This is a genomic window from Paramagnetospirillum marisnigri (assembly GCF_001650715.1).
GTDB classification, from domain to species: Bacteria; Pseudomonadota; Alphaproteobacteria; order Rhodospirillales; family Magnetospirillaceae; genus Phaeospirillum; species Phaeospirillum marisnigri.
The window spans coordinates 164,092-187,871 of the sequence record NZ_LWQT01000109.1; the positions used below are offsets into that span (position 1 = coordinate 164,092).

Here is a 23,780-nt window from a genome sequence, read left to right on the forward strand (position 1 = left end):
GGCCCCGATGATAGATCAAGAGATGTTGGTGAAGCCCGATCCCGAGGACGGGCGTCTGTATCAGGTGGTGGGCGGCATCGACCACGAGGGAAAACCGGTGGAGGCGGCGGTGATCAACGAACGCCCGCTGACCATCTTCCTCAACGGCCGCGAGATCGTCACCGCCATGACCATCGGCGACCACCCGGAATACCTGGCGCTGGGCTATCTGCTGAACCAGAACATGCTGCGCCCCGACGACGAGGTCCGCGCCGTCGACTATGACGCCGAGATCGAGACGGTGGTGGTGCGCACCACCCGCCAGACCGATTACGAGGAGAAGCTGAAGAAGAAGATCCAGACCTCGGGCTGCGCCATGGGCACGGTGTTCGGCGATGTGATGGAAAAGTTCGAGACCGTCACCCTGGACTCCCAGGCCCGCTTCCACACGTCGTGGCTCTATGGCCTGCAAAAGGCCATCAACACCATGCCGTCGCTCTATCTCAAGACCGGCGCCATCCACGGCTGCGTGCTGTGCGAGCAGGACCGGCCGCTGATCTATATGGAGGATGTCGGCCGTCACAACGCCATGGACAAGATCGCCGGATACATGTTCCGCCACGGCCTGACGACCACGGGCAAGAGCCTCTATACCACCGGGCGGCTGACCAGCGAGATGGTGATCAAGACGGTGCAGATGGGCATCCCGGTGCTGCTGTCGCGCTCGGGCTTCACCGCCTGGGGCGTCGACCTGGCGCGCAAGGCGGGGCTGACCCTGATCGGCCGCGCCAAGGGCAAGCGCTTCGTCGCCCTGGCCGGAACCGAGCGCATCGTGTTCGATGCCGACCCTACCCAGGCCCATGACGAGCCCGGCCACCTCTCGCGCAAGGGCAGCCGTGATGACGAGTAGGAATTCCGCCGACGCCCTTCCCCTCCCAAGGTGCGAAATGTCCGCCTTCTCCCTCTCCCGCTTGCGGGAGAGGGCCGGGGTGAGGGCTTGGTGGCCGCGAGTCGATGCTGATTGGCGCGCCGACGCGCGCGCCCTCACCCGTCTCGGCTACGCCTCGCCACCCTCTCCCGCAGGCGGGCGAGGGGATAGCATCCTTCACCCGATTGCCCAGAGTCCCCTCCCCCGGCCGGACCGGGGATGGGAGTTCAGGAGTATGGCCCGATGACGTCTCCCCTTCCCCCCATCGCCGGACTGATCCTGGCGGGCGGGCTGTCGCGGCGCATGGGCGGCGGCGACAAGGCCCTGATCGAGGTGGACGGCCAAAGCCTGCTGGACCGGGTGATCGACCGGCTGCGGCCCCAGGTCGGACAGATGATCCTCAACGCCAATGGCGATCCCGACCGCTTCGCCTCCTTCACCCTGCCGGTGGTGCCCGATGTGGTGGCGGGTTTTGGCGGGCCGCTGGTGGGTGTGCTGACCGGGCTGGAATGGCTGGACGACCACACCCTGGACACCGACTGGATGGTCAGCGTCGCCGCCGATACGCCCCTGTTCCCCGAGGATCTGGTGCAACGGCTTTACGCCGCCGTGGTCGAGCAGGGCGCCGACATCGCCGTGGCCTGTACCGATGACCAGCCCCATCCCGTCTTCGCCCTGTGGCCCAAGCGTCTGGCCGCCGCGCTGCGCGCCGCCGTGGTGGGCGAGGACATGCGTAAGATCGACGCCTGGACCGCACGCTACAAGGTGGCTCATATCCGCTGGCAACCCAAGCCGGTGGACCCGTTCTTCAACGTCAATACCCCCGAGGACGTGGTGCGGCTGCGGCTGCTGCTGGACGGCAGCTTCCCCGCCGAGCCGCCGCTGATGGCCGAGACCGAACTGGCGGTGGTGGTGGAACGGCGCGACGGCGCCAGCGAGTGGATCAAGGAGAGTTGGCGGCCGGTGGAGGTCCTGGCCGAACCGCCCGCCGCCGCCCAGCCCTGGCTGATGTTGCGCCGGGACGACGGCTTCGAGCACTATCTCGCCAGCGGCGTGCCGCTCCGGCTGCACCGATCCGATCTCGCCAGCTATCGCTACAATCTGGGCGGCGCCGAACCTCGCCTTTACGTGGTGCTGCGCCAGGACGCGGACGCCCCCACACCGGTGCGGGTCGTCCTGGTCACCGCCGCCCCCGACGAGGCCCAAGCCGCCAGCGAAAGCGGCGAGGACATGGTGGACGGCCTGCCCATGCCCGCCCCGCTGCGCGACTGGGTGGAACTGTTCTGCGCCTGCCATCCCCCCGACGAACCCATGCGCAAGCGCAAGCGCGACACCAAGGATGCCGAGGCCGCCTTCGCTGGCAAGGGCGGTCGGCCGTGACCGAGCCCTTCCTGTCGCGCTGGTCGCGCAAGAAGCAGGCCGCCAAGACGGAAGAGACGCCCGCGCCTGCGCCCGACGCCACGCCTCCAGACCCGGAGGAGCCGCCTCCTCCTTCCGAGCTTCCCGTTCCCGAGCTTCCCGCCATCGAGTCGCTGGATGCCAGTTCGGACTACTCCGCCTTCCTGAAACAAGGCGTGCCACCCGACCTGCGTCAGCAGGCGCTGCAAAGGCTGTGGGCCAGCGACCCCGGACTGATGGCGCCCGAGGTGATGGACCTCCATATGGGCGATTACACATCGCCGGTGGTCGCCGAAGTGGTCAAGACCGCCTGGCGATTGGGCAAGGGAGTGCTGGACGCCGCCGAACTGGCCGAGGAGGAGAAGCAGGCAGCCCAGGCCGCCACCGCGCCCCAGCAGCCCGACGATGTGTGAATTTATGTTTTTTACTCAGTCGATTCGAAAAATAAATACATCACTGTAAATATCATATCTCAGGTTTTTGCTTCACTTTCAGGCATCTGTATCACGTCGCCTCCATTGCCCATCTATTCTTGGCTTATCCTTGACTGGTCAGACCAAAAGAGAGGATGATCTCCCGGTCGTGCTTTGCGCGGCCAAGGCTTCGGCGCCAGATCCGAACCCATGGGAGACGAAATGCAGGTCGGCAATACCGCCAGATCCATCGCGGAAGAAGATTTCCTGCGCGCCCGCTTCTACGGCTTGCTGTCCACCTTGCTGGCGGCACCGCCGCCCGATGATCTGCTGGCCCGCCTCGCCCACCTTGAACCCGATGCCACATCTCTGGGCACCGCCCTGGGCGAGCTGGCCCGCGCCGCCGCAGGGGCCGAGGCCGACGCGGTCGCCGAAGAATATCAGGCCCTGTTCATCGGCGTTACCGGCGGCGAGCTGGTTCCCTATGGGTCGTGGTACCTGACCGGCTTCCTGCATGAGAAGCCCCTGGCCGAGTTGCGCGCCGACATGGTCCGTCTGGGCCTCGAGGCTTCGCCCGGCACCTCCGAACCCGAGGACCATGTCGCCTCGCTGCTGGAAATGATGCAGGGACTGATCACCGGCCTGGTCGGCGAACCGCTGTCGCCCGCCGAGCAGAAACGGTTCTTCGATACCCATATGGCGCCCTGGATACCCCGGTTCATGACCGATCTGGAACGGGCGGAGTCCGCCCGCTTCTACCGCGCCGTGGCCCAGGTCGGCCGTGTCTTCCTTGATATCGAAACCCAAGCCTTCGCCATGGTGGACTGATCGCCACCCTCTGATGCCCATGGAGCATGCGATGACCGAACGCCCTGAAAAGTCCAAGTCCGTCCTGGATCGCCGCGCCTTCCTGCGCGGGGTCGGCCTTTCGGCCGGAGCCGCCGGAGCGGCGGCGATGGCCGTCGGGTCCAGCAATGCCGATGCCAAGGCGGGAACGGAAAGCCGCCAGGGAGCGGGCTATCGCGAAACCGAACACGTCCGTCGCGCCTACGAAGCCGCTGGCTTCTAGAGAGGGGAAACGCCATGCTGATCAAGAAGCGCGAAGGCTCCGCCAGCCAAAGCCGTCTGTCCGAAACCCTGGCCTCGGTCTCCGCCGGTTCGGTGGACCGCCGCACCTTCCTCAAGCGATCGGGCCTCACCGCCGGTGGCGCCGCCCTGGCCGGAAGCATGGCTGCGGGCACGGTGCGCCGGGCCGAGGCGGCGCCTGCCGCCCCCGACGCCAAGGCCGAGATCAAGAAAAGCATCTGCACCCACTGTTCGGTGGGCTGCACCGTCAATGCCGAGGTCTCCAACGGCGTGTGGACCGGCCAGGAACCGGCCTTCGACAGCCCGCTGAACCTGGGCAGCCACTGCGCCAAGGGCGCGGCGGTGCGCGAGCATGCCCATGGCGACCGCCGCCTGAAATACCCCATGAAGCTGGTGAACGGCAAATACACCCGCATCAGCTGGGACCAGGCCATCACCGAGGTGGGCGACCGGCTGCTGAAGATCAGGGAGACCAGCGGCCCCGATTCGGTCTACTGGCTGGGATCGGCCAAGTTCTCCAATGAACAGGCCTATCTGATGCGCAAGTTCGCGGCGCTGTGGGGCACCAACAATGTCGACCACCAGGCCCGCATCTGCCATTCCACCACGGTCGCGGGCGTCGCCCAGACCTGGGGCTATGGCGCCATGACCAATTCCTACAACGACATCCACAACGCCAAGGCGATGTTCTTCATCGGCTCCAATGCCGCCGAGGCCCATCCGGTGTCCATGCTCCATATCCTCAAGGCCAAGGAGCAGAACAAGGCGCCGCTCATCGTCTGCGACCCCCGTTTCACCCGCACCGCCGCCCATGCCGACGAATATGTCCGCCTGCGTCCCGGCACCGACGTGCCGCTGATCTGGGGCATCCTGTACCACATCTTCGAGAACGGCTGGGAAGACAAGGAATACATCCGCAAGCGCGTCTGGGGCATGGAGCAGGTCCGGGCCGAGGTCGCCAAATGGACTCCGGAAGAGACCGAGAAGGTGACCGGCGTTCCCGGCGCCCAGGTCAGGCGCGTCGCCGAGATGCTGGCCAAGAACCGCCCCGCCACCGTGGTGTGGTGCATGGGCGGCACCCAGCACACCGTGGGCAACAACAATGTCCGCGCCTACTGCATCTTGCAACTGGCGCTGGGCAATATCGGCGTTTCGGGCGGCGGCACCAACATCTTCCGCGGCCACGACAATGTCCAGGGCGCCACCGATATGGGCCTGGACGTCACCACGCTCCCCGCCTATTACGGCCTTGCCGCCCCGGCCTGGAAGCACTGGTGCCGCGTCTGGGGCCTGGACTACGAATGGGTCAAGGCCCGCTTCAAGACCCCGGAACTGATGGAAGCCCCCGGCATCCCGGTGTCGCGCTGGTATGACGGCGTCAACGAGGCCAAGGAAAACGTCGCCCAGCCCGATACCATCAAGGCCATGGTCTATTGGGGCCACGCCCCCAATTCCCAGGTACGCCAGCCCGAGCTGAAGAAGGCCATGGAGAAGCTGGACACCCTGGTGATCATCGATCCCTATCCCACGGTATCGGCGGTGTTGCACGATCGTACCGACGGGGTCTATCTGCTACCCGCCGCCACCCAATACGAGGTGGACGGTACCCGCACCGCCTCGAACCGCTCCATCCAGTGGAGCGAGCGGGTGATCAAGCCGATGTTCGAGTGCAAGGCCGATCACGAGATCATGCAGTTGTTCGCCAACAAGTTCGGCTACGGCGCCGAGCTGACCAAGAACATCAAGGTCGAGAACAACGTCCCGGTGATCGAGGACATCCTGCGCGAGATCAACAAGGGCGCCTGGACCATCGCCTATACCGGCCAGTCGCCGGAACGCCTGAAGCTGCACATGCAGCATCAGCAGACCTTCGACAAGACTACCTTGAAGGCGGTGGGCGGCCCGTGCGACGGCGATTATTACGGCCTGCCCTGGCCGTGCTGGGGCAACGCCTCCGCCAAGCATCCCGGCACCCCCAACCTCTACGACACCTCCAAGCCGGTCAAGGATGGCGGATTGAACTTCCGCGCCCTGTTCCCCGAATACAAGGGCGAGAGCCTGCTGGCGGTGGATTCCTTCCCCGAGGGCTCCGAGCTTCCGGCGGGCCATCCCGGCGTCACCTTCGGCATGCTGAAGAAGCTGGGCTTCGAGGCCGACTTCACGCCGGAGGAACTGGCCGTCATCCAGAAAATCGGCGGCGAGAAGGTGGACGACGTCGCCTGGACCGTGGACATGTCGGGCGGCATCCAGCGCGTCGCCGTCAAGCATGGCATCGCGCCCTTCGGCAACGGCAAGGCCCGCGCCGTGGTGTGGAACTTCCCCGACCCGGTGCCGATCCATCGAGAACCGCTCTACACACCGCGCCGCGATCTGGTGGAGAAGTACCCCACCTATGCCGACAAGAAGATGATGCGACTGCCCTTCCTCTATAAGTCCGTCCAGGACCGGGATGTCTCCAAGGAGTTCCCCATCATCCTGACCTCGGGCCGCATGGTGGAATACGAGGGTGGCGGCGACGAGACCCGCTCCAACCCCTGGCTGGCCGAGCTGGCGCCCGAGATGTACGCCGAAATCAACACCTTCGACGCCAACAACGCGGGCATCCGCAATGGCGACATGGTGTGGATCTTCGGCCCCGAGGGCGGCAAGGTCCGGGTCAAGGCCCGCATCACCGAACGGGTGGGACGCGGCGTCGCCTTCATGCCCTTCCATTTCGGCGGCCATTTCCAGGGTAAGGACCTGCGGTCCAAATACCCGCAGGGCTCCGATCCCATCGTGCTGGGTGAAAGCACCAACACCGCCCAGACCTATGGCTATGACGCGGTGACCGGCATGCAGGAGACGAAAGTCACCCTGTGCCGCATCGAAAAAGCCCAGGCGTGAGAGGGAGATAGATCATGGCCCGCATGAAATTCCTCTGCGACGCCGAGCGTTGCATCCACTGCAGCGGCTGCGTCACCGCCTGCAAGAACGAGCACGAGGTGCCCTGGGGCATCAACCGCCGCCGGGTGGTCACCATCAATGACGGCAAGCCGGGGCAGCGCTCGCTGTCGGTGGCCTGCATGCACTGCTCGGACGCGCCCTGCATGGCGGTCTGCCCGGTGGACTGCTTCTACCAGACCAATGACGGCATCGTGCTGCACAACAAGGATCTGTGCATCGGCTGCGGCTACTGCTTCTACGCCTGTCCGTTCGGCGCGCCACAATACCCGTCCACCGGCAATTTCGGCGGACGCGGCAAGATGGACAAGTGCACCTTCTGTGCCGGCGGCCCCGAGGAGGATCACTCCAAGGCCGAGTTAGAAAAGTACGGCCGCAACCGCATCGCCGAGGGCAAGCTGCCGCTCTGCGCCGAGATGTGCGCCACCAAGGCCCTGCTGGCGGGCGACGGCGACATGGTGTCGACCATCTATCGCGAACGGGTGATGGCGCGCGGCTTCGGCTCCGGCGCCGCCGGATGGGGCCACGCCTACGGCAAGAAGGGCTGAGATCATGGCCAAGGCCGCCCCCTCCTCCTTCCCTCTCCCGCATGCGGGAGAGGGTGGCGAGCATCGCGAGCCGGGTGAGGGCTGGCAGATGCTCGCGCCCTCACCCTCCCACCGCCCAAGGGCGGCGGGCCCCTCCCTCTCCCGCATGCGGGCGAGGGGAGTCTGGCTGGTCGCCGTTGTCATTCTCCTTGTCGGCTGCAATGCCGAGGAGCGTGGCCATGTGGTGCGGCTCGACAAGGGCGGCTATAAGGGGATGGCGGACACCGCCATCTCCGACGCCACCCGCGACGCGCTGCGGGCTCGTCAGGCTTGGCAAAGCGAGGGCTCGTCCCGGGCGGTCACCGCCCAGGGCGGCGGCCTGATTCCCACCGGCGAGGCCCAGGCCACCGGCCGCATCGCCGGACAGAGATTCTGAGGCGGAGGAACGCCATGCGCTGGACCACCCTCTTGGCCGTGTTGATGATCGCCTTGGGCTGCTGGAGCCTTCCGGCCACCGCGGCATCCTCCGATGGCGACGTTCCCACCTCGGCCCAATCGGGCCGTATCACCGACACCGACACTTGGCGGGCCATCCGCCAGGGCGAGGCCGGATTCATCTCCGGCCAGCCCGAACAACGGGGCCAGTTGATCCAGTCGGAAGGCGAAGCCTGGCGTGCCGCCCGTAACGGCAAGCTGGCCTGGTATGGCGGGCTGGCCCTGGTGGGCGTGGTCCTGGCCATCGGCGCCTTCTATCTGATCCGAGGCAAGATCATGATCGAGGGCGGCCCGTCGGGACGCCAGATTCTCCGTTTCAACAAGATGGAGCGCATCGGCCACTGGCTGACCGCCGGGTCCTTCCTGGTGCTGGCCGTCACCGGCCTGAACCTGATGTTCGGGCGCTGGCTGCTGGAACCCATCATCGGCAAGACCCTATTCTCCTGGCTGGCCTGGGCGGGCAAGTGGCTGCACAACCTGTCGGGCTTCGTCTTCATCGCCGGGCTGGTGGTGATCTTCGTGCTGTGGGCCAAGGACAATCTGTGGGACCGCTACGACCTGGGCTGGATTCTGCATGGCGGCGGCTTGCTCAAGAAAGGCGACCATCCCCCTGCCGCCAAGTTCAACTTCGGCCAGAAGACCCAGTTCTGGATGGTGATCGTCATCGGCACGCTGGTGTCCTCGACCGGTGTCAGCCTGCTGTTCCCCTTCACTTTCGCGGATATGGCGGGCATGCAGGTGATGCACCTGATCCATGCCGCCCTGGCGGTGCTGATGGTCATGGCCATCCTGGGCCATATCTATATCGGCACCATCGGCATGGAAGGTGCCAGCACAGCGGTGACCACCGGCTATGTGGATCGGAAATGGGCGAGCCTGCACCATTCCGTCTGGGTCGAGGAAACCGAGGCCAAGGAACCCAAGGCGGCGGAATAGCGGAGTCCATCGCCCCCTCCCAACCCTCCCCCGCCCTGCGGGGGAGGGCTTTTTATTTCCCCTTGGGCTTGTGCCGGGTCAGGTCGTCGGGCCAGATGCGGCTGGGGTCGAGCGTTTCGCGGCCCGGCTCGGGCTCGGACAGCGGCTGGCAGGGCTTGAAGCTTTCCAGGCACTTCTTCGCCAGTTGCTGATAGGCCTCGGTGCCCCGGGTCTTGCGGGCAATCTCCTCGGCGGAAAGCTCACGCAGCACCTTGGCCGGAATCCCCGCCGCCAGGGTGCCGGGGGGGATCTTCGCCCCCGCCGGGACGAAGGCCATGGCGGCGATGATGGCGTTCTCGCCGATCTCGGCGCCGTCATAGATGGAACTGCTCATGCCGATCAGGGCGTTGCGCCGCACGATGCAGCCATGCACCACCGAGCCGTGGCCCACATGGCCATTGTCTTCCACCGTGGTGTGGAACCCCGGCGTGCCGTGCAGGATGCAGTAATCCTGGATGTTGACCCCGGCGCCGATGATAACGCTGGAGAAATCGGCCCGCAAGCTGGCCCCCGGCCCGATATAGCAATTGGGGCCGATACGGACGTCGCCGATCAGCACGGCGGTGGGGTGGACAAAGGCGGTGGGATGAACCACCGGGACCATTCCCTCGAACGAGTAGCACAGGCCGGTCATGGAATCCTCCGAAAGCGCTCGAACACGGCACGGATGTCGTCCGGGATGGGAGTCGGACGCCCCGAGTCGCGCTCGACGAAAACATGGATCCAGTGGCCCTCGGCCGCCGCCTCGTCGCATCCCTGCTCGAACAGGGCTAGGCCGTAGCGGGCGCTGGTGCGGCCCATCTGGTCGATACGGATGCCAGCCACCACGCCGGTGGGATAGGACAGCGGCCGCAGGAATTTGCAGGTGCTTTCTGCGGCGAAAGTAATAACCGGGGCATTCATCAGGTCGATGCCGCAAGGCCCGCGCAGGAAGTCCACCACGATGAACTCGAAAAAGCGCTGATAGACCACGTTGTTGAGATGGCCGAACATGTCGTTGTCCGACCAGCGGGTCTGGATATCCACCCGATAGGGATAGTCGGACTGGCGGCCGATCTCTTTCTTGTGACTCACTGCGCCGTCCAGCCGCCATCGGCGGTCAGGCTGGCACCGGTCATGTTGGCGGCGGCGGGAGAACACAGGAACACCGCCAGGGCGCCCAACTGCTCGGGGGTGGTGAAGGACTTGGATGGCTGCTTTTCCGACAGCAGGTCGCGCCCGGCCTGCTCGATGGACACGCCCTCGCGGACGGCGCGGGCGTCGATCTGGGCCTGTACCAGGGGGGTCAGCACCCAGCCGGGGCAGATGGCGTTGCAGGTCACGTCGATCTCGGCGGTTTCCAGCGCCACCACCTTGGTCAGGCCCAGCACCCCGTGCTTGGCGGCCACATAGGCGGCCTTGTTGACCGAGGCCACCAGCCCGTGGACCGAGGCGATATTGACGATGCGGCCCCAGCCGCGCGTCTTCATGCCCGGCAGGGCGGCGCGAATTCCTTGGAACACGGCGGTGAGGTTCAGGGCGATCACCGCATCCCAGCGTTCCAGCGGGAACTCCTCCACCGGCGCCACATGCTGGATGCCCGCATTGTTGACCAGGATGTCGAGACGGCCCAGTCGCGCCTCGGCGTCGCGCACCAGACCGCCGGCTCCATCGGGTTTGGACAAATCGGCACCATTGTAATGCACCGTTACCCCGAAGTCCCGTTCCAGCCCGGCCCGCAGCGCCTCGATGGCACTGGCCTCGCCGAAGCCGTTGAGCATCAGGCTGGCGCCTTGGGCCGCCAGCGCGCGGGCCACTCCCAGGCCGATGCCGCTGGTGGACCCGGTGACCAATGCGGTCTTGCCCTTCAACATGGCTGTCTCCCTTCGCTCCTCTTGGTCTTACCAAGGCGCAATTGCGCAATCAAGTACCTATTTACCGCTTGAAGAAGGCCTCGGCCCCCAGCTTCACCGCTTCCTTGCGCTTGATGGCCTCCCTGACGCGGAGGATTTCGGCCTCCAAATCGCCGATATAGTCGCGCAATTCCTCGATGGACATGGGATCGAGAGTCTTCAATGTGGCGGCCGCCTTGCGCGGCTCCAGATCGTCGGCGTCCATGCTAGCCCCATCCTCTCTTGCCTTAACCCGTCGAAGGTACCAGATTGGCGCCGAGTTCGACAAATCCGGGAACCTTCCATGCTGCCCGAGACCATGACCTGCGTCGAGATTTCCACCCCCGGCGCGCCCGAGGTGCTGAAACCGGCCACCCGCCCGACGCCCACCCCCCGCACCGGCGAGGTGGTGATCAAGGTGGCCGCCGCCGGGATCAACCGTCCCGACGTGCTGCAACGCCAGGGCGCCTATCCGGCGCCGCCCGGCGCCTCGGACCTGCCCGGCCTGGAAGTGGCGGGCACCATCGCCGCCCTGGGCGAGGGAGTCACCGCCCCTGCCCTGGGCGCCGAGGTCTGCGCCCTGGTTCCCGGCGGCGGCTATGCTGAATATGTGGCGGTGGACGCGCGGCTGTGCCTGCCCCTGCCCACTGGCTATGACATGGTGCGGGCGGCGGCGCTGCCGGAAACCTTCTTCACCGTCTGGCACAATGTGGTGGAACGCGGCCAGTTGAAGGCGGGGGAAAGCTTCCTGGTCCATGGCGGCGCCAGCGGTATCGGCACCACCGCCATCCAACTGGCCAAAGCCCTGGGCGCCACGGTATTCACCACCGCGTCCGGTGCGACCAAGTGCAAGGCCTGCGCCGATCTGGGCGCCGACCGCGCCATCGACTACACCGCCGAGGACTTCGTCGAGGTGATCAAGGCAGAGACCAAGGGCAAGGGCGTCAATGTGATCCTCGACATGGTGGGCGGCGACTATATCCCGCGCAACATCAAGTCGCTGGCCGCCGATGGCCGTCTGGTGTCCATCGCCTTCCTGCGGGGATCGAGCGCCGAGGTCAACCTGATGCCGGTGATGCTGAAGCGCCTGACCCTGACCGGCTCGACGCTGCGTCCCCAGTCCAACGAAGCCAAGGCGCGCATGGCCCAAGGGCTGGCACGGACTGTCTGGCCGCTGATCGAAGCCGACAGGATCGCGCCGGTGATCCACGCCACCTTCCCCCTGGCCGAGGCCGCCGAGGCCCATCGCCTGATGGAAAGCAACGCCCATATCGGCAAGATCGTGCTGACACTCTGAGGACGGCCTTATCCATGACCCAGCCCCTGTACGATCTTCCCGCCTGCCTGCCCTCCGGCGTCGTCGAGGACCAGGACAATATCAACCGCTTCACCGGCTTCATCAATGCCTTCGCCCATGCCGGACTCAACCTGCCGGGCGGCGCCCTGTACTTCGCAGATGGCGTCATGGCCTTCTTCCGCCAGACAGGATTCTTGGGCAACCAGGACTTCACCGCCGCCGTCGACAAACATGCCTTGTCCGTCACCGAGCGCACCACCATCTGGCGGGCCCATACCTCGGTATGGGCGGCGAAAAGTTGCGCTGGCCTCGACGGTGACTTCGTGGAATTCGGCACCCATCTCGGCACCACGCCGCTGGTGATCAACGACTGCCTGCCCGGTATTTTCTCGGCCCGCACCCTGTGGCTCTACGACCTGTTCGAGGCCGACGAGCAGTATTTCGGCGACCTGCCCGAGGACGCCTTCGCCTTTGTCCAGCGCCGCCTCGCCGGGATCAATGCCCGGATCATCAAGGGCGCCCTGCCGGACTCCTTCCTGGACAGCGGCCCCGAGCGCATCGCCTTCGCCCATCTGGACGTGACCCATGCCCAGATCGAGCGGGAGCTGCTGGCCGCCTTCCTGGACCGGGTGGTGCCTGGCGGTATCATCCTGTTCGGCAATTACGGGCATTGCCTGGCGCCCTACCGGGATATCCAGTCCGCCATTGATTCGGTGCTGGGCCAGTACGCGGTGCTGGAACTGCCCACCGGCCAGGGACTGTTCGTCAAGCGCTGAGCAGGCCAAAGCGCTAGGATTTGACCGCCGGGGCATTCCTCCCTATAACTAGGGCACATTCCACGGATCGTCGCCGTCCGTCATGGGGGCCTTCGGGACCCGGCGGACCGTCAGTACAGCTTGCGGGCAGGCACCCGCCCCGTCCTTAACGGATGGCGGGGTGCCAGTCCGCCGGAGCCGCCGAACCATCGCTTGGGGCGGACTTCGTGAATAATGATAAAGGAGGTATCATGGCCCTGCCGCTCATGCCCAAGGCGACCGCCGTCTGGCTGGTCGAGAACACCGCGCTGACCTTCGAACAGGTCGCTGATTTCTGCGGTCTGCATCCGCTGGAAATCCAGGCCATCGCCGATGGCGAGGTGGCCGTGGGCATCGTTGGACTCGACCCCGTGGCCAATGGCCAGGTCACCCGCGCCGAGATCGACCGCTGCGAGGCCAATCCCGATGCCCGCCTGAAGCTGACGGTGACCGACATTCCGCAGTCCAACGCCAAGCCCAAGGGCGCCCGCTACACTCCGGTTTCCAAGCGCCAGGACCGTCCCGACGCCATCGCCTGGATCATCAAGCACCATCCGGAAATGTCGGATGCCGCCATTTCCAAGCTGATCGGCACCACCAAGCCGACCATCCAGTCGGTGCGCGACAAGACCCACTGGAACGCCGCCAATATCAAGCCGCGCAATCCGGTGACGCTTGGCATGTGCTCGGAAGCCGACCTGGAGAAGGCGGTGGCGCTGTCCGGCCGTACCCGCATGCACCACGAGGATGTCGTCGCCCAGCACGAAGAGGCCCCGGCCGAGGAATAAGCCGGTCCGGCAACCATGACGAAAAAACGCCCGCCGGGAAAGCCCGGCGGGCGTTTTCATTTGGCGGCGGGCTTCTCCGCCCCCTTGCGGGCGTCGGTGGCGCTGCCATCGTCGAAGATGTTGAACAGCTTACGCAGGAAGCCCGGGGTCAACGCCGACAGGGGATTGACCATGACGCTGGGATCATTGGTCGGCCCCTTCATGGAGTAGTTGAAGGCCACAAGTCCGCCGCCCTTGTCGCCGCCGGTGATCAGCCAGCCCAGCACCGGAATATTGCCCAACACGCTATTGAGCACATAGGCGGGCACCACAGTGCCTTCCAGCGCCATCTGCGAGCGGTCCATATCCACCTGCCCCTTGGCGGTCAGGCCCAGGGCGGGTCCCCAGGCGCGGCCGTCACGGATGTCAAGCAGACCCTCTGACAGGACGAACGGAGCTTCCAGCGACGAGAAGCCGACACCTTCACCCTGAAGCACGTCGACGATGCCCGCCATGGCGATCACGGTCAGCAGCCGGGCCAGGGCCGGAGCATTGCGGATGTGATAATCACTGATGCGGGCCGTGCCGATGAAGGGCTGCTCCGGCTTGGAATCGTCGATATGGCCCTCGACCGAAAGCTCGCCGCCGGTCAGGTCGTCATAGACGTCGAAAGTGCGCAACACCGTCCCGGCATCACCGGAGGATATCTGGAAATTCCGCCGCTTCGGGCCACCGGGAGCGATGGCGGCGCTGAAGGTCTTGCCACCGGGCAATCCGCCCTTCAGCGAGATGTTCTGCCATTCCTCGGCATCGCGCTGCATGGTGACGCTGGCATTGCTCAGCGCCCCCTTGCCCGACACCCACAGGCTCTTGGCGGTGGCGTTGACCGACATGGGCGGCGGTTTGTCGGACTTCTCGCCGCGCTTCTGGGCCTCGTCGCGGGTGATGGCGGGCTCGGCGTCGAAGCTGGCGCCCTTGAACACCACATCCATGCCGCCGCCCTTGTCGGAGCGGAGCGACAAAGTCGCCTCGCCATTGGTGCGGCCATAGACCAGACGGTTCAGTTCCACCTTGCGGGCTCGCCCCTCGACAAAACTCGCGGAGCCCAGCACGTCCAGGTCTCCGGCCTTGACCGCGAAACCAGGCACCGAGCCCACCAGCCGATGATCCAGCTTCACCAGGGCCTCGGCGGAGCCGACCTTGCCTGGCGGCTTGCTCCAGCCCAGTCCGGGCAGTTGCATGCTGGCGGCCGTCAGGTCGATCCGGGCGTCGATCTCGCCCTTGCCGCCGTCAGAGAACGAGGCCACCACATCGGCCGCCACCGGCCCGGCGATAAAGGGAGCGACGAAGGGTGGGCCGTCGAGACCCAAAAGCTTGCGCTTGTCCTCGGGCACCTCGGGCGCCTTCAACTGGTAGCGCGAGCGGAACGGCTGGTTCTTGGCCGAGAAATTCTCGCGCCACACCAGATTGGCGGGAATCCCGGCCAGCACGATGGGACCGCTGGCGTCCAGGCCCTTGGCGTCCACATCCAGGCTGAGGATGCCGTCATCCAGATCCAGCCCCATCATCACACTGGGAATGCGCACGCCCTTGACGGTGGCCGAGGCCTTGATGCCGATATCGTCGAGGCGCAAATCCTTGAGCAGCGGGAATTTCAGCCGCACCCGGGCCAGGGCGGCACCGCCCACCTTGGCCGGTTCGATCCCCAGCGCCCTTGCATAGCGCAGCGGCGGATTATCGATCAGTTTCAGGGCATCGGTGGCGGGGCCGTTGATGGACAGGTCGATATCGGCGAACTGGTCTTCCTTGTCCAGACCGGACAGCACCACCAACCCTTCCTTCAGCCTGAGACCGTAGACATCCCCCGCCTTCAGCGCGATGCGGAAGCTTTCGGCATCGAACGTACAAGACGCCGCCACATTGCGGGCGGGCGGCATGGGGCGCAGGTAATCGACGCTGGCGCCTTCGGCCTGCATCTGTCCCGACAGGTGGTCCAGCACCACATCGTCGAATTTCCCCGAAGCCGAGCGGGCCGACAGGGTGATGGAGCCTTCGCGCAGCATTCCCTTCGAGATGTTGGGAATCACCCAGTCACGGGCGTTCTGGGCCAGACCGTTGGGCCACAGATCCTTGACCTGATCCACCGGGACTTCGCGAAAGCCGCCATCGGCCTTGACCGAGGTCTCGCCGCCCAGCCCGTCCACCACCGCCGCCAGGGTGAAGACCGGGCCGCCCAGGTCGATCCTGGCCTCGGCCAGATCAATGCGGCTAAGGTCACGGCTGATCTCGCCGCGCAGGGCGGCCGAGGCGACTTTGTGGCGGGTCAGGAACGGCTCGGGCAGGTCCAGGGTTCCGGCCCCGCCCGACAGATCGAATCCCAGCCGCTCGACGGCACCACCGCCGCCCAGGCGCAGGGTCACGCTCCCCGCCAGCGGCATGTCGATCACGCCCAGATGGGCGAAGGGACCACCGAAGCTCGCGAAGACCGCCGGGCGGATTCCCCCCAGGCGCAGACCGGCGTCCAGGGACCCATCCGCCTTGTGATAGGCGGCCTCCAGCCTGATCTCGCCCGCCTCGCCCGACAGCTCCAGACTGGCGCTGCCGCGCGCAGTCACCCCGTCCGCCACCCTGCGGATTTCCAGGCCGACGCCCGGCGCATGCCAGGCGGTTCCCCGGCCCTGGTCCTCGACCATCAGGTCGGCATTGCGGATGGACAGGATTTGCAGCGCCCGGCCCGGCTTGGCGGAATCGGGGGCGCCCAGCATGGCGTCCTTGATGGCGGCGACCACCGCCCCGGCATCGGCGGGAGCCTGATCCTCCTCGGCCGTTGCCGAGCCGATGCCCCACAGGATTTGGCCGTCGGTGCCGCGCACCAGCCGCACCTTGGCGCCGTGCAGGCGGATGGAATGGGGCGCGATGACGCCTTGGAGCAAGGCGCGCCCGCTCAGCGACAGCCCCATATCCGGCACCGAGGCGATGGGCTGGCCGCCCTCTCCCACATAGGCGCGGACGTTGTAGGCGTGGATTTCCAGCATGCGCTCGGCGCCGCCCAGCGCCAGGACGGTGGTGTCGAGCCGGACCCGCAGCGATCCGTCCTTGGCGGTCAGGCCGCCTTCGATATAGGGGGTGAGAAAATCAAGCGCCACCGGCCCGTTGGACAGACGCCACAGGAACGCAGGGACAGCAATCAACAGAACCGCCAGGACAGCCCCGATGAATTGGAACAAACTCCTAACGGCGCCGTGAACCACTCGCACCCGCCTTCCTGACCATGACCGCTTGACCCTCGCTGCCCTATTCAGCAGTGTGAAGCAACCACAACCCATGGGGTCGCACAAGGTGAGTTTTCCGCTAGACGAAGCTTTCTTCCCCCGAGTTGCCGAGCGCAATCGCGTCGATGTCGGTCTGGCCCGCTGGGCCGAGGCCGCCGATGGTCTCGATGACGCCGATCTGGCCGCCTTCATGCGCTCCCTGCCGAGCCGTCCCGGCATCGGATTGCTGCTGGAAGGGGTGTTCGGCAACAGCCCCTTCCTGACTCTCTGCCTAGAGAAAGAGCCTGAATTCCTACGCCATACCCTGGATGTGGGGCCGGATGCGGCGCTGCACGGCCTGATCGCCGGGTTGGAGCGCGACCTGGGAGAAGAGACGGACCTGGCCCGGCTGACGACCCAATTGCGCGTGGCCAAGCGGCGTTGTTCCCTGTTGGCCGCCCTGGCCGATCTGGGCGGCGCCTGGCCGCTGGAAAAAGTGACGGGCTCGCTGTCGCTGCTGGCCGAGACCGCCATCCGCCTCGCCGTCCGCTTCCTGCTGCGTCGGGAAGTCGAGCGGGGCAATCTGCGACTGCCCCATCCCGACGATCCCGAGCGGGACTCGGGGGTGATCGTGCTGGGCATGGGCAAGCTGGGGGCGGGCGAGCTAAATTATTCCAGCGATATCGACCTGATCGTGTTCTACGACCATGAAAAGCTGGTCTATCTCGGCCGCAAGAGCATCCAGGAATGCATCATCGCCCTGACCAAGGACCTGGTACGCATCCTGGATGAGCGCACCGCCGACGGCTATGTCTTCCGCACCGATCTGCGCCTGCGACCCGATCCCGGCTCCACCCCGCCCGCCGTGGCGCTGGTGGCGGCGGAAGCCTATTACGAGGGCTTCGGCCAGAACTGGGAACGCGCCGCCATGATCAAGGCGCGACAGGTGGCGGGCGATACCGAGACCGGCGCCGCCTTCCTCAAATTCCTGCGCCCGTTCATCTGGCGCAAGTCCCTGGATTTCGCCGCCATCCAGGACATCCATTCCATCAAGCGCCAGATCAACGCCCACAAGGGCGGCCGCACCATCGCGGTGGCCGGTCACAACGTCAAGCTGGGCCGGGGCGGCATCCGCGAGATCGAGTTCTTCGCCCAGACCCAGCAATTGATCTGGGGCGGACGCCAGCCGGAGATGCGGGTCTCGGGAACCCTGGCGGCGCTCGGCGCCCTGTCGGCGGCGGGTCATGTGACGCCCGAAGTGGTGGCGGACCTGACCCGGGCCTATCACTATCTGCGCAAGCTGGAACACCGGCTGCAGATGGTGGACGACAAGCAGACGCAGACCATGCCGAGCAATCCCGAGCAACTGGCCGAGATCGCGGCGTTCATGGGCTATGCGGGCGTCGACGCCTTCGCCGCCGATCTGACCGCCCATCTGATGACGGTGGAGACCCATTACGCCCATCTGTTCGAGGATGCCCCCGCCCTGGGCGCCGGTGGCAATCTGGTGTTCACCGGCGGCGAGAATGACCCCGAAACCGTGCACACCATCACCGGCCTGGGCTTTTCCAACGCCGAGGCGGTGTGTTCCACCATCCGGGGCTGGCATCACGGACGGGTGCGGGCCACCCGCTCCACCCGTGCCCGCGAATTGTTGACCGAGCTGACTCCGGCACTGCTGAACGCACTGGGCACCACCGCCTCGCCCGACGACGCCTTCATGCGCTTCGACGAGTTCCTGGGCCGCCTGCCCGCCGGAGTGCCGCTGTTCTCGCTGTTCTACGCCAATCCGTCGCTGCTGGAACTGGTAGCCGAGATCATGGGCGACGCGCCGCTGCTGGCCGAGCATCTGGCCCGGCGCCCGACCCTGCTGGATTCGGTGTTGCAGGCCAAGTTCTTCGAGCCGCTGCCGCCGCAGTCCGAACTGGAGGCCGAGTTGGACAAGGCGCTGTCCCAGGCCGACGATTTCCAGCAGATGCTGGACATCTCGCGCAGTTGGGCCAATGACCGCAAGTTCCAGGTGGGCGTGCTGACGCTCCGCAGTGTCAGCGAGTCCATCGAGGCCGCCCGGGCGCTGTCCGATATCGCGGGGGCCGTGCTGTCGCGGCTGGGGCCGAGGGTGGAGGAGGAATTCGCCCGCGCCCACGGCCGCGTTGCCGGTGGCGCCTGGGTCATCCTGGCCATGGGCAAGGCGGGCGGCCGCGAGATGTCGGCCACCTCCGATCTCGACCTGATCCTGGTCTATGACGCTCCTCCGGACTCCGAGGAGTCTGATGGCGCCCGGCCACTGGCCGCCACCACCTGGTTCGCGCGCCTCACCCAGCGCATGGTCAGCGCGCTGACCGCCAAGACCGGCGAGGGCACGCTGTACGAGGTGGATATGCGGCTGCGGCCCTCGGGCAATTCCGGCCCCATCGCCACCAGCCTGGAAAGCTTCACCCGCTATTACGACGAGGCGGCCTGGACCTGGGAGCATATGGCCCTGACCCGCGCCCGGGTGGTGGCGGGCGACAGCGCCCTGGCCGCCCGGGTCGAGGCGGTGATCAGGAACGTGCTGACCCGCGAGCGCGACTCCGCCCGGTTGCTGGCCGACGTGGCCGAGATGCGCGAGCGCATGGCCAAGGAGCACAAGGCCGCCAGCCATTGGGAGGTCAAGCATCTACGCGGCGGCCTGGTGGATATCGAATTCACCGCCCAGTATCTGCAACTGACCCATGGCCATGCCCGACCCGAAATCCTGAATACCAACACCGCCCAGGCACTGGAAAACGCCTGTGCCTGCGGCGTGTTGGAGCGGGGCGACCGCGACGCCCTGGTGGAGGCGCTGCGACTGTGGCTGGCGGTCCAGACCGTGTTGCGCCAGACCATCGCCGGAGCCTTCGACGAGGCCACGGCGCCGCGCGGACTCAAGGATGTGCTGGTCCGCGCCGCCGGACTGACCGATTTCAAGACCCTGACCGATCGCATGGATGATTGCGCCCGCGATGCCTTCGAGGTCTTCACCCGATTGGTGGCCACCCCCGCCGCCGCCCTTCCCAAGCAGGAGAATCCCGCATGAGCGCCCCCGATTTCACCATGACCTGCGACGACGGCCCGGTCAGCCTGGCCGACTACCAGGGCAAGATCCTGGTGCTGTACTTCTATCCCAAGGACGACACATCGGGCTGCACCAGCCAGGCCAAGGCCTTTCGCGACGCCTTCGCCGACTTCACCGCCGCCGGGATATCGATCCTGGGCGTCTCCAAGGATTCGGTGGCCAGCCATGCCAAGTTCCGCGCCAAGCACGAGCTTCCCTTCCGCCTGGGCTCGGACCCCGATGGCGCGGTGTGCGAGGCCTATGGCGTGTGGAAGAAGAAAAGCATGTATGGCCGCGAATACATGGGCATCGAGCGCTCCACCTTCCTGATCGACAAGGACGGCGGCATCGCCCGGGAATGGCGCAAGGTCAAGGTCACCGGCCACGCCGCCGAGGTCCTGGCGGCGGCCAAGGCGCTGTGATGGCGAATGCCCCCTCCCCATCCCTCCCCCACCACAGGTGGGGGAGGGGGTCGAATTGCCTTTCCCCCTCCCCCGGCTTTGCCGGGGGAGGGTCGGAGTGGGGGCCAACATCATGACCACCCTGTCCCAGGCCGCCTGTACCGTCCTGCTCTGCCCCGACCCGGCGGAGAAGTGCCGCCTGACCCGAGCCTTCGCCAAGGACTGGGCCGAGGGGCGCATCACCGAGCTGGGAGACACCACCCCGCCCGACCGCCCCGCCCGGCCCGAGCGGCCGGTCCTGCTGCCGTTCAAGGAAATGCCGCGCCGTTCCTATGGCGGCGAGCGCGGCCGCGTCAGCCTGATCCACGCCCTGGCCCATATCGAGCTCAATGCCATCGATTTGGGCTGGGACATCGTCGCGCGCTTTACCGCCCTCGCCCTGCCCAGGGCGTTCCATGACGACTGGGTCCGGGTGGCCCTGGACGAGGCCCGGCATTTCGAGATGCTGCAGGACCTCATGGGCCGCCTGGGCGCCGCCTATGGCGATCTTCCCGCCCATGACGGGCTGTGGCAGGCGGCGGAAAAGACCGCCGACGACCTGATGGCCCGCCTCGCCGTGGTGCCCATGACCCTGGAGGCACGCGGCCTCGACACCACGCCCGCCACCATGGACAAATTGAGCCGCAACGGCGACACCATGACCCCGCCCGCCCTGGACATCATCTTCAACGATGAAATCAACCATGTGGCGGCGGGCGTGCGCTGGTTCACCTTCCTGGCGGACCGGCGGGGCATGGACGCCAAGGCCGCCTTCCACGCCGTCATGGCCCAGCGCTACCCCGCCGGGTTGAAGGGACCCTTCAACCACGAGGCCCGGGCCCGCGCCGCCTACCCCCGCGACTGGTACGAGGAACTGGACCGCAACCGCTGATCATTTCCGCCCCATGGCTGCCCCGAGAATATGGCCCTTCTCCGGGCATGACTAAAGGTGTATTATCCTATTTTCCGATGTGCTGGCTGGTCCTATTCAATCAGGAGGATAGAGATGCAAGCCCTGCTGTCCCGCTTTTCCCTTCGCGTCCAGATCGGCTTGCTGGTGGTCCTGGCCGCCCTGGTCTTCGGACTTTCCTCGCTGATCCAGATGGGCAGCCGCATGGAGGCCGCCGCCAGCCTTGAAGCCGCCGCCAGCCAGCGCCGCCTGTTGGATCTCGTCACCGATGTCGGCGTGGGGTTGCTGGAGGCCCGCCGTCACGAGAAGAACTTCCTGATCCGCCATGACCAGCAATCCCAGGCCGAACACGCCCAGGCTTCGGCTGCCATGACCAAGGCCCTGGCCGAGATGACCCGCTGGCTGCCCGCCGAACAGAGTGAAAAGCGCGCCCGGGTCGAGCAGGTCGCCGCCGCCGTCACCCGCTATGGCGACAGCTTCCGCACCCTGGTGCAGGCCCAGACCAATGCCGGTCTGGGCTATTCCGACGGGACCCTGGGGCAGATGCGCGCCGCCGCCGCCGAGATGGAAGACAGCATCGCCGCCGCCCAACACCCCCGGCTGGCTTATCTGCTTCAGGCCATGCGCGGCGCCGAGCGCGACCTGTTGATCAAGCACCAGACCGACATCTCCGCCGAATGGGCCAAGCGCTCGGAAGAGTTCGAGCGCGCGGTGCGCGCCGCCGACCTTCCCGCCGCCGTGCTGGACCGGCTGGCGGCCTATGGCAAGGCGTTTCGCGCCGCCCAGGAAGCCCAGGCCGCCGCCAAAGCCGCCGAAAGGGTGATGATCAAGGTCCATCGCGAGGTGCTGCAGCCCGCCCTGGACGATCTGGCCCGCCAGACCGCGGCCGAGATGACGGCCGCCCAGGATCGCGCCGCCACCCTCGCCCGCCGGGCCGAACTGCTGGGAAACGCCGTCGGCCTGGGCGGTCTGGCCCTGGTGATCGTCCTGGGATGGCTGCTGGCCCGTTCCATCTACCAGCCCCTGAACCACATGACACGGGTCATGGGCGATCTGGCTTCGGGCAATGACCATGTCGCCATTCCCGCCCAGGACCGCCGCGACGAGGTGGGCGCCATGGCCCGCGCCGTCCAGGTGTTCAGCGACACCATGCGCGAGGCCGAACGCCTTCGCCTTGAGCAGGAGGAGGAGCGCCATCAGGCCGCCCGCGACCGTGCCAAGGCCCTGCTGGCCATGGCCGACGATTTCGAGGCCTCGGTCCAGTCGAAAGTGGTCGAGGTGGATACCGCCACCGGCGGCATCCGCTCCACCGCCCAGGCCATGGCTGGACGCTCGGAACGGGCCGGAAGCCGCTCCTTGGACGTGGGCGAGGCCGCCCGCATCACCACCGAACGCGCCGCCGCCGCCGCCGATGCCACCCGGCAGCTGGCCCAGGCCGTCAACGAGATCGCCCAGCAGGTCAGCCACTCCACCACCATCGCCCGCCAGACGGTAGAGGATGTCAATGCCACCGCCGGGCAGATGCACGACTTGTCGAGCTCGGTGCAGTCCATCGGCGAAATCGTCCGGATGATCAACGATATCGCCTCGCAAACCAACCTGCTGGCTCTCAATGCCACCATCGAGGCCGCCCGGGCGGGCGAGGCGGGCAAGGGCTTCGCCGTGGTGGCCGGTGAGGTCAAGACCCTGGCTAACCAGACCGCCAAGGCCACCGAGGAAATCTCAAGCCATGTGGCCGCCATCCAGGAGTCCACCCAGCGCATGGGGGAACGCATCGTCGGAGTGGTGGATATCATCCGCAAGCTGGACGAAATCAGTTCCGCCATCGCCAGTGCCGTGCAGCAGCAAGAAGCCGTCACTCACGATATCGCCGACAGCATCGAGGAGGTGGCACATCAGGCCGATACCGTCTCGTCGAGCGTCCGCGACCTGTCCCAGGCCTCGGCCCTGACCTGCGCCGGAACCATCCGGGTGATCTGGAGCGCCAAGAGCCTGGCCCAGGTGGTGGACGGCCTGACCGGCGAAACCGACGGCTTCCTGAAGCGGGTGCGGCAGTAGAGTATGTTGCCCCTCAATCGCCGGGCGCTCACTCCGTTCGCTTGGCTTTCGCACGCATGAGCGTGCGGGGCCTCAACTGCCCAGTCGCTTCGCTCCAGGTTGATGGCCCCTCAATCGCCGGGGCTCCTGATCAGAACGGCGGCTTGCGGGTGGGCTTGCCGTCCTTGTCGCGATAGGGGAACAGCCCGACCCGGATACTGTCGGTCATGTGCCTCGCCCGGGCGATGGCGGAGCGCGCCAGCGGCGGCGGCAGGGTCTCGCCCGCCGCTTGCTGGAACACCTCCAGCCACTGGTCGAAATGCTCGGGCTCCACCGGCAGCCGCATGTGCGAGCTGAACACATTGCCGCGATAGCGATCGGTGCCCAGCAGCGCCTTGGACCAGAAATCGGCGACGATGACCATATGCCCCTCCCAGTCGGGAATGGCGGCCTCGAACAGCGGCCCCAGCACCGGATGGGCGCGGCCGATCTCGTAGAAGCGGCGGACCAGCTCGGTGATCTGGGCCTCGGAACGGGGATCGACGGGGGGAGTCGCCACCCCGACGGAAATGGGTCTGCCGTGTTCGCTCAACGGG

At 66.4% G+C, this 23,780-nt stretch carries 22 protein-coding genes; 16 read left to right on the forward strand and 6 right to left on the reverse strand.

The features are described 5' to 3' along the window. The first annotated feature begins 7 nt into the window (after positions 1-7). The 9 genes from fdhD to A6A04_RS19240 all read left to right on the forward strand — a co-directional run bounded on the left by fdhD (position 8) and on the right by A6A04_RS19240 (position 8,702). Positions 8-889: a formate dehydrogenase accessory sulfurtransferase FdhD gene (gene fdhD / locus A6A04_RS19200; RefSeq protein WP_068495625.1), complete on the forward strand. Its 882-nt coding sequence runs from the start codon at positions 8-10 to the stop codon at positions 887-889. Positions 890-1,150: 261 nt separating this feature from the next. Further along, positions 1,151-2,287 (forward strand): molybdenum cofactor guanylyltransferase MobA, encoded by a 1,137-nt coding sequence (mobA, locus tag A6A04_RS23550; protein WP_068495626.1) that lies wholly within the window; start codon positions 1,151-1,153, stop codon positions 2,285-2,287. Beyond that, positions 2,284-2,718: a DUF3306 domain-containing protein gene (locus A6A04_RS19210; RefSeq protein ID WP_068495627.1), complete on the forward strand. Its 435-nt coding sequence runs from the start codon at positions 2,284-2,286 to the stop codon at positions 2,716-2,718. Before mobA ends, A6A04_RS19210 begins: the two co-directional genes overlap by 4 nt. A gap of 222 nt (positions 2,719-2,940) precedes the next feature. After that, positions 2,941-3,546: a TorD/DmsD family molecular chaperone gene (locus tag A6A04_RS19215; RefSeq protein ID WP_068495687.1), complete on the forward strand. Its 606-nt coding sequence runs from the start codon at positions 2,941-2,943 to the stop codon at positions 3,544-3,546. A gap of 31 nt (positions 3,547-3,577) precedes the next feature. Further along, on the forward strand, positions 3,578-3,787 hold the full coding sequence (locus A6A04_RS19220; protein ID WP_245651301.1) for a twin-arginine translocation signal domain-containing protein: 210 nt from the start codon (positions 3,578-3,580) through the stop codon (positions 3,785-3,787). A 14-nt stretch (positions 3,788-3,801) separates the two neighbouring features. Continuing rightward, positions 3,802-6,687, forward strand: a complete 2,886-nt coding sequence (locus A6A04_RS19225; protein ID WP_068495628.1) for a molybdopterin-dependent oxidoreductase — start codon at positions 3,802-3,804, stop codon at positions 6,685-6,687. 14 nt (positions 6,688-6,701) lie between these two features. Beyond that, a complete protein-coding gene (fdh3B, locus tag A6A04_RS19230; RefSeq protein ID WP_068495629.1) occupies positions 6,702-7,292 on the forward strand; it encodes a formate dehydrogenase FDH3 subunit beta in 591 nt (196 codons plus the stop codon). A 145-nt stretch (positions 7,293-7,437) separates the two neighbouring features. Further along, positions 7,438-7,707 (forward strand): hypothetical protein, encoded by a 270-nt coding sequence (locus A6A04_RS19235; protein ID WP_068495630.1) that lies wholly within the window; start codon positions 7,438-7,440, stop codon positions 7,705-7,707. A gap of 14 nt (positions 7,708-7,721) precedes the next feature. Then, the gene (locus tag A6A04_RS19240; RefSeq protein ID WP_068495631.1) at positions 7,722-8,702 is read left to right on the forward strand and encodes a formate dehydrogenase subunit gamma; all 981 of its coding nucleotides are present in this window, start codon (positions 7,722-7,724) and stop codon (positions 8,700-8,702) included. Between the two features lie 52 nt (positions 8,703-8,754). Here A6A04_RS19240 and A6A04_RS19245 read toward each other — a convergent pair whose 3' ends face one another. The 4 genes from A6A04_RS19245 to A6A04_RS19260 all read right to left on the reverse strand — a co-directional run bounded on the left by A6A04_RS19245 (position 8,755) and on the right by A6A04_RS19260 (position 10,838). Further along, the gene (locus A6A04_RS19245; protein WP_068495632.1) at positions 8,755-9,375 is read right to left on the reverse strand and encodes an acyltransferase; all 621 of its coding nucleotides are present in this window, start codon (positions 9,373-9,375) and stop codon (positions 8,755-8,757) included. Next, positions 9,372-9,815, reverse strand: coding sequence for an acyl-CoA thioesterase (locus A6A04_RS19250; protein ID WP_068495633.1), 444 nt, complete (start codon positions 9,813-9,815; stop codon positions 9,372-9,374). Before A6A04_RS19250 ends, A6A04_RS19245 begins: the two co-directional genes overlap by 4 nt. Then, the gene (locus A6A04_RS19255; protein WP_068495634.1) at positions 9,812-10,594 is read right to left on the reverse strand and encodes a 3-hydroxybutyrate dehydrogenase; all 783 of its coding nucleotides are present in this window, start codon (positions 10,592-10,594) and stop codon (positions 9,812-9,814) included. The genes A6A04_RS19250 and A6A04_RS19255 overlap by 4 nt, the downstream gene beginning before the upstream one ends. 61 nt (positions 10,595-10,655) lie before the next feature. Further along, a complete protein-coding gene (locus A6A04_RS19260; RefSeq protein ID WP_068495635.1) occupies positions 10,656-10,838 on the reverse strand; it encodes a DUF1192 domain-containing protein in 183 nt (60 codons plus the stop codon). Between the two features lie 78 nt (positions 10,839-10,916). Here A6A04_RS19260 and A6A04_RS19265 point away from each other — a divergent pair, with 78 nt between their 5' ends. The 3 genes from A6A04_RS19265 (at position 10,917) to A6A04_RS19275 (ending at position 13,491) form a co-directional block, all read left to right on the forward strand. Beyond that, positions 10,917-11,909, forward strand: a complete 993-nt coding sequence (locus A6A04_RS19265) for an NAD(P)H-quinone oxidoreductase (protein ID WP_068495636.1) — start codon at positions 10,917-10,919, stop codon at positions 11,907-11,909. Between the two features lie 14 nt (positions 11,910-11,923). Further along, entirely contained in the window at positions 11,924-12,685 is a 762-nt protein-coding gene (locus A6A04_RS19270; RefSeq protein ID WP_068495637.1) for a class I SAM-dependent methyltransferase, read from the forward strand. A gap of 230 nt (positions 12,686-12,915) precedes the next feature. After that, a complete protein-coding gene (locus A6A04_RS19275; protein ID WP_068495638.1) occupies positions 12,916-13,491 on the forward strand; it encodes a DUF1013 domain-containing protein in 576 nt (191 codons plus the stop codon). Positions 13,492-13,547: 56 nt separating this feature from the next. On the opposite strand, the gene A6A04_RS19280 is transcribed toward A6A04_RS19275, so the two are convergent. Then, positions 13,548-16,661 carry a YhdP family protein gene (locus A6A04_RS19280; RefSeq protein WP_245651302.1) on the reverse strand — a complete coding sequence of 1,038 codons (3,114 nt, stop codon included), beginning with the start codon at positions 16,659-16,661 and terminating at the stop codon, positions 13,548-13,550. 133 nt (positions 16,662-16,794) lie between these two features. Here A6A04_RS19280 and A6A04_RS19285 point away from each other — a divergent pair, with 133 nt between their 5' ends. From A6A04_RS19285 to A6A04_RS19300, 4 genes are all read left to right on the forward strand, one after another. Then, the gene (locus A6A04_RS19285) at positions 16,795-19,779 is read left to right on the forward strand and encodes a bifunctional [glutamine synthetase] adenylyltransferase/[glutamine synthetase]-adenylyl-L-tyrosine phosphorylase (RefSeq protein ID WP_068495640.1); all 2,985 of its coding nucleotides are present in this window, start codon (positions 16,795-16,797) and stop codon (positions 19,777-19,779) included. Then, complete coding sequence (locus A6A04_RS19290; RefSeq protein WP_068495641.1) at positions 19,776-20,219, forward strand: peroxiredoxin; 444 nt, start codon at positions 19,776-19,778, stop codon at positions 20,217-20,219. Before A6A04_RS19285 ends, A6A04_RS19290 begins: the two co-directional genes overlap by 4 nt. 112 nt (positions 20,220-20,331) lie before the next feature. Continuing rightward, positions 20,332-21,129, forward strand: a complete 798-nt coding sequence (locus tag A6A04_RS19295) for a ferritin-like domain-containing protein (RefSeq protein ID WP_068495689.1) — start codon at positions 20,332-20,334, stop codon at positions 21,127-21,129. Between the two features lie 114 nt (positions 21,130-21,243). Continuing rightward, positions 21,244-23,205 carry a methyl-accepting chemotaxis protein gene (locus A6A04_RS19300; protein ID WP_068495642.1) on the forward strand — a complete coding sequence of 654 codons (1,962 nt, stop codon included), beginning with the start codon at positions 21,244-21,246 and terminating at the stop codon, positions 23,203-23,205. 130 nt (positions 23,206-23,335) lie between these two features. On the opposite strand, the gene A6A04_RS19305 is transcribed toward A6A04_RS19300, so the two are convergent. Continuing rightward, positions 23,336-23,776, reverse strand: coding sequence for a group III truncated hemoglobin (locus A6A04_RS19305; RefSeq protein ID WP_068495643.1), 441 nt, complete (start codon positions 23,774-23,776; stop codon positions 23,336-23,338). Positions 23,777-23,780 lie beyond the last annotated feature (4 nt).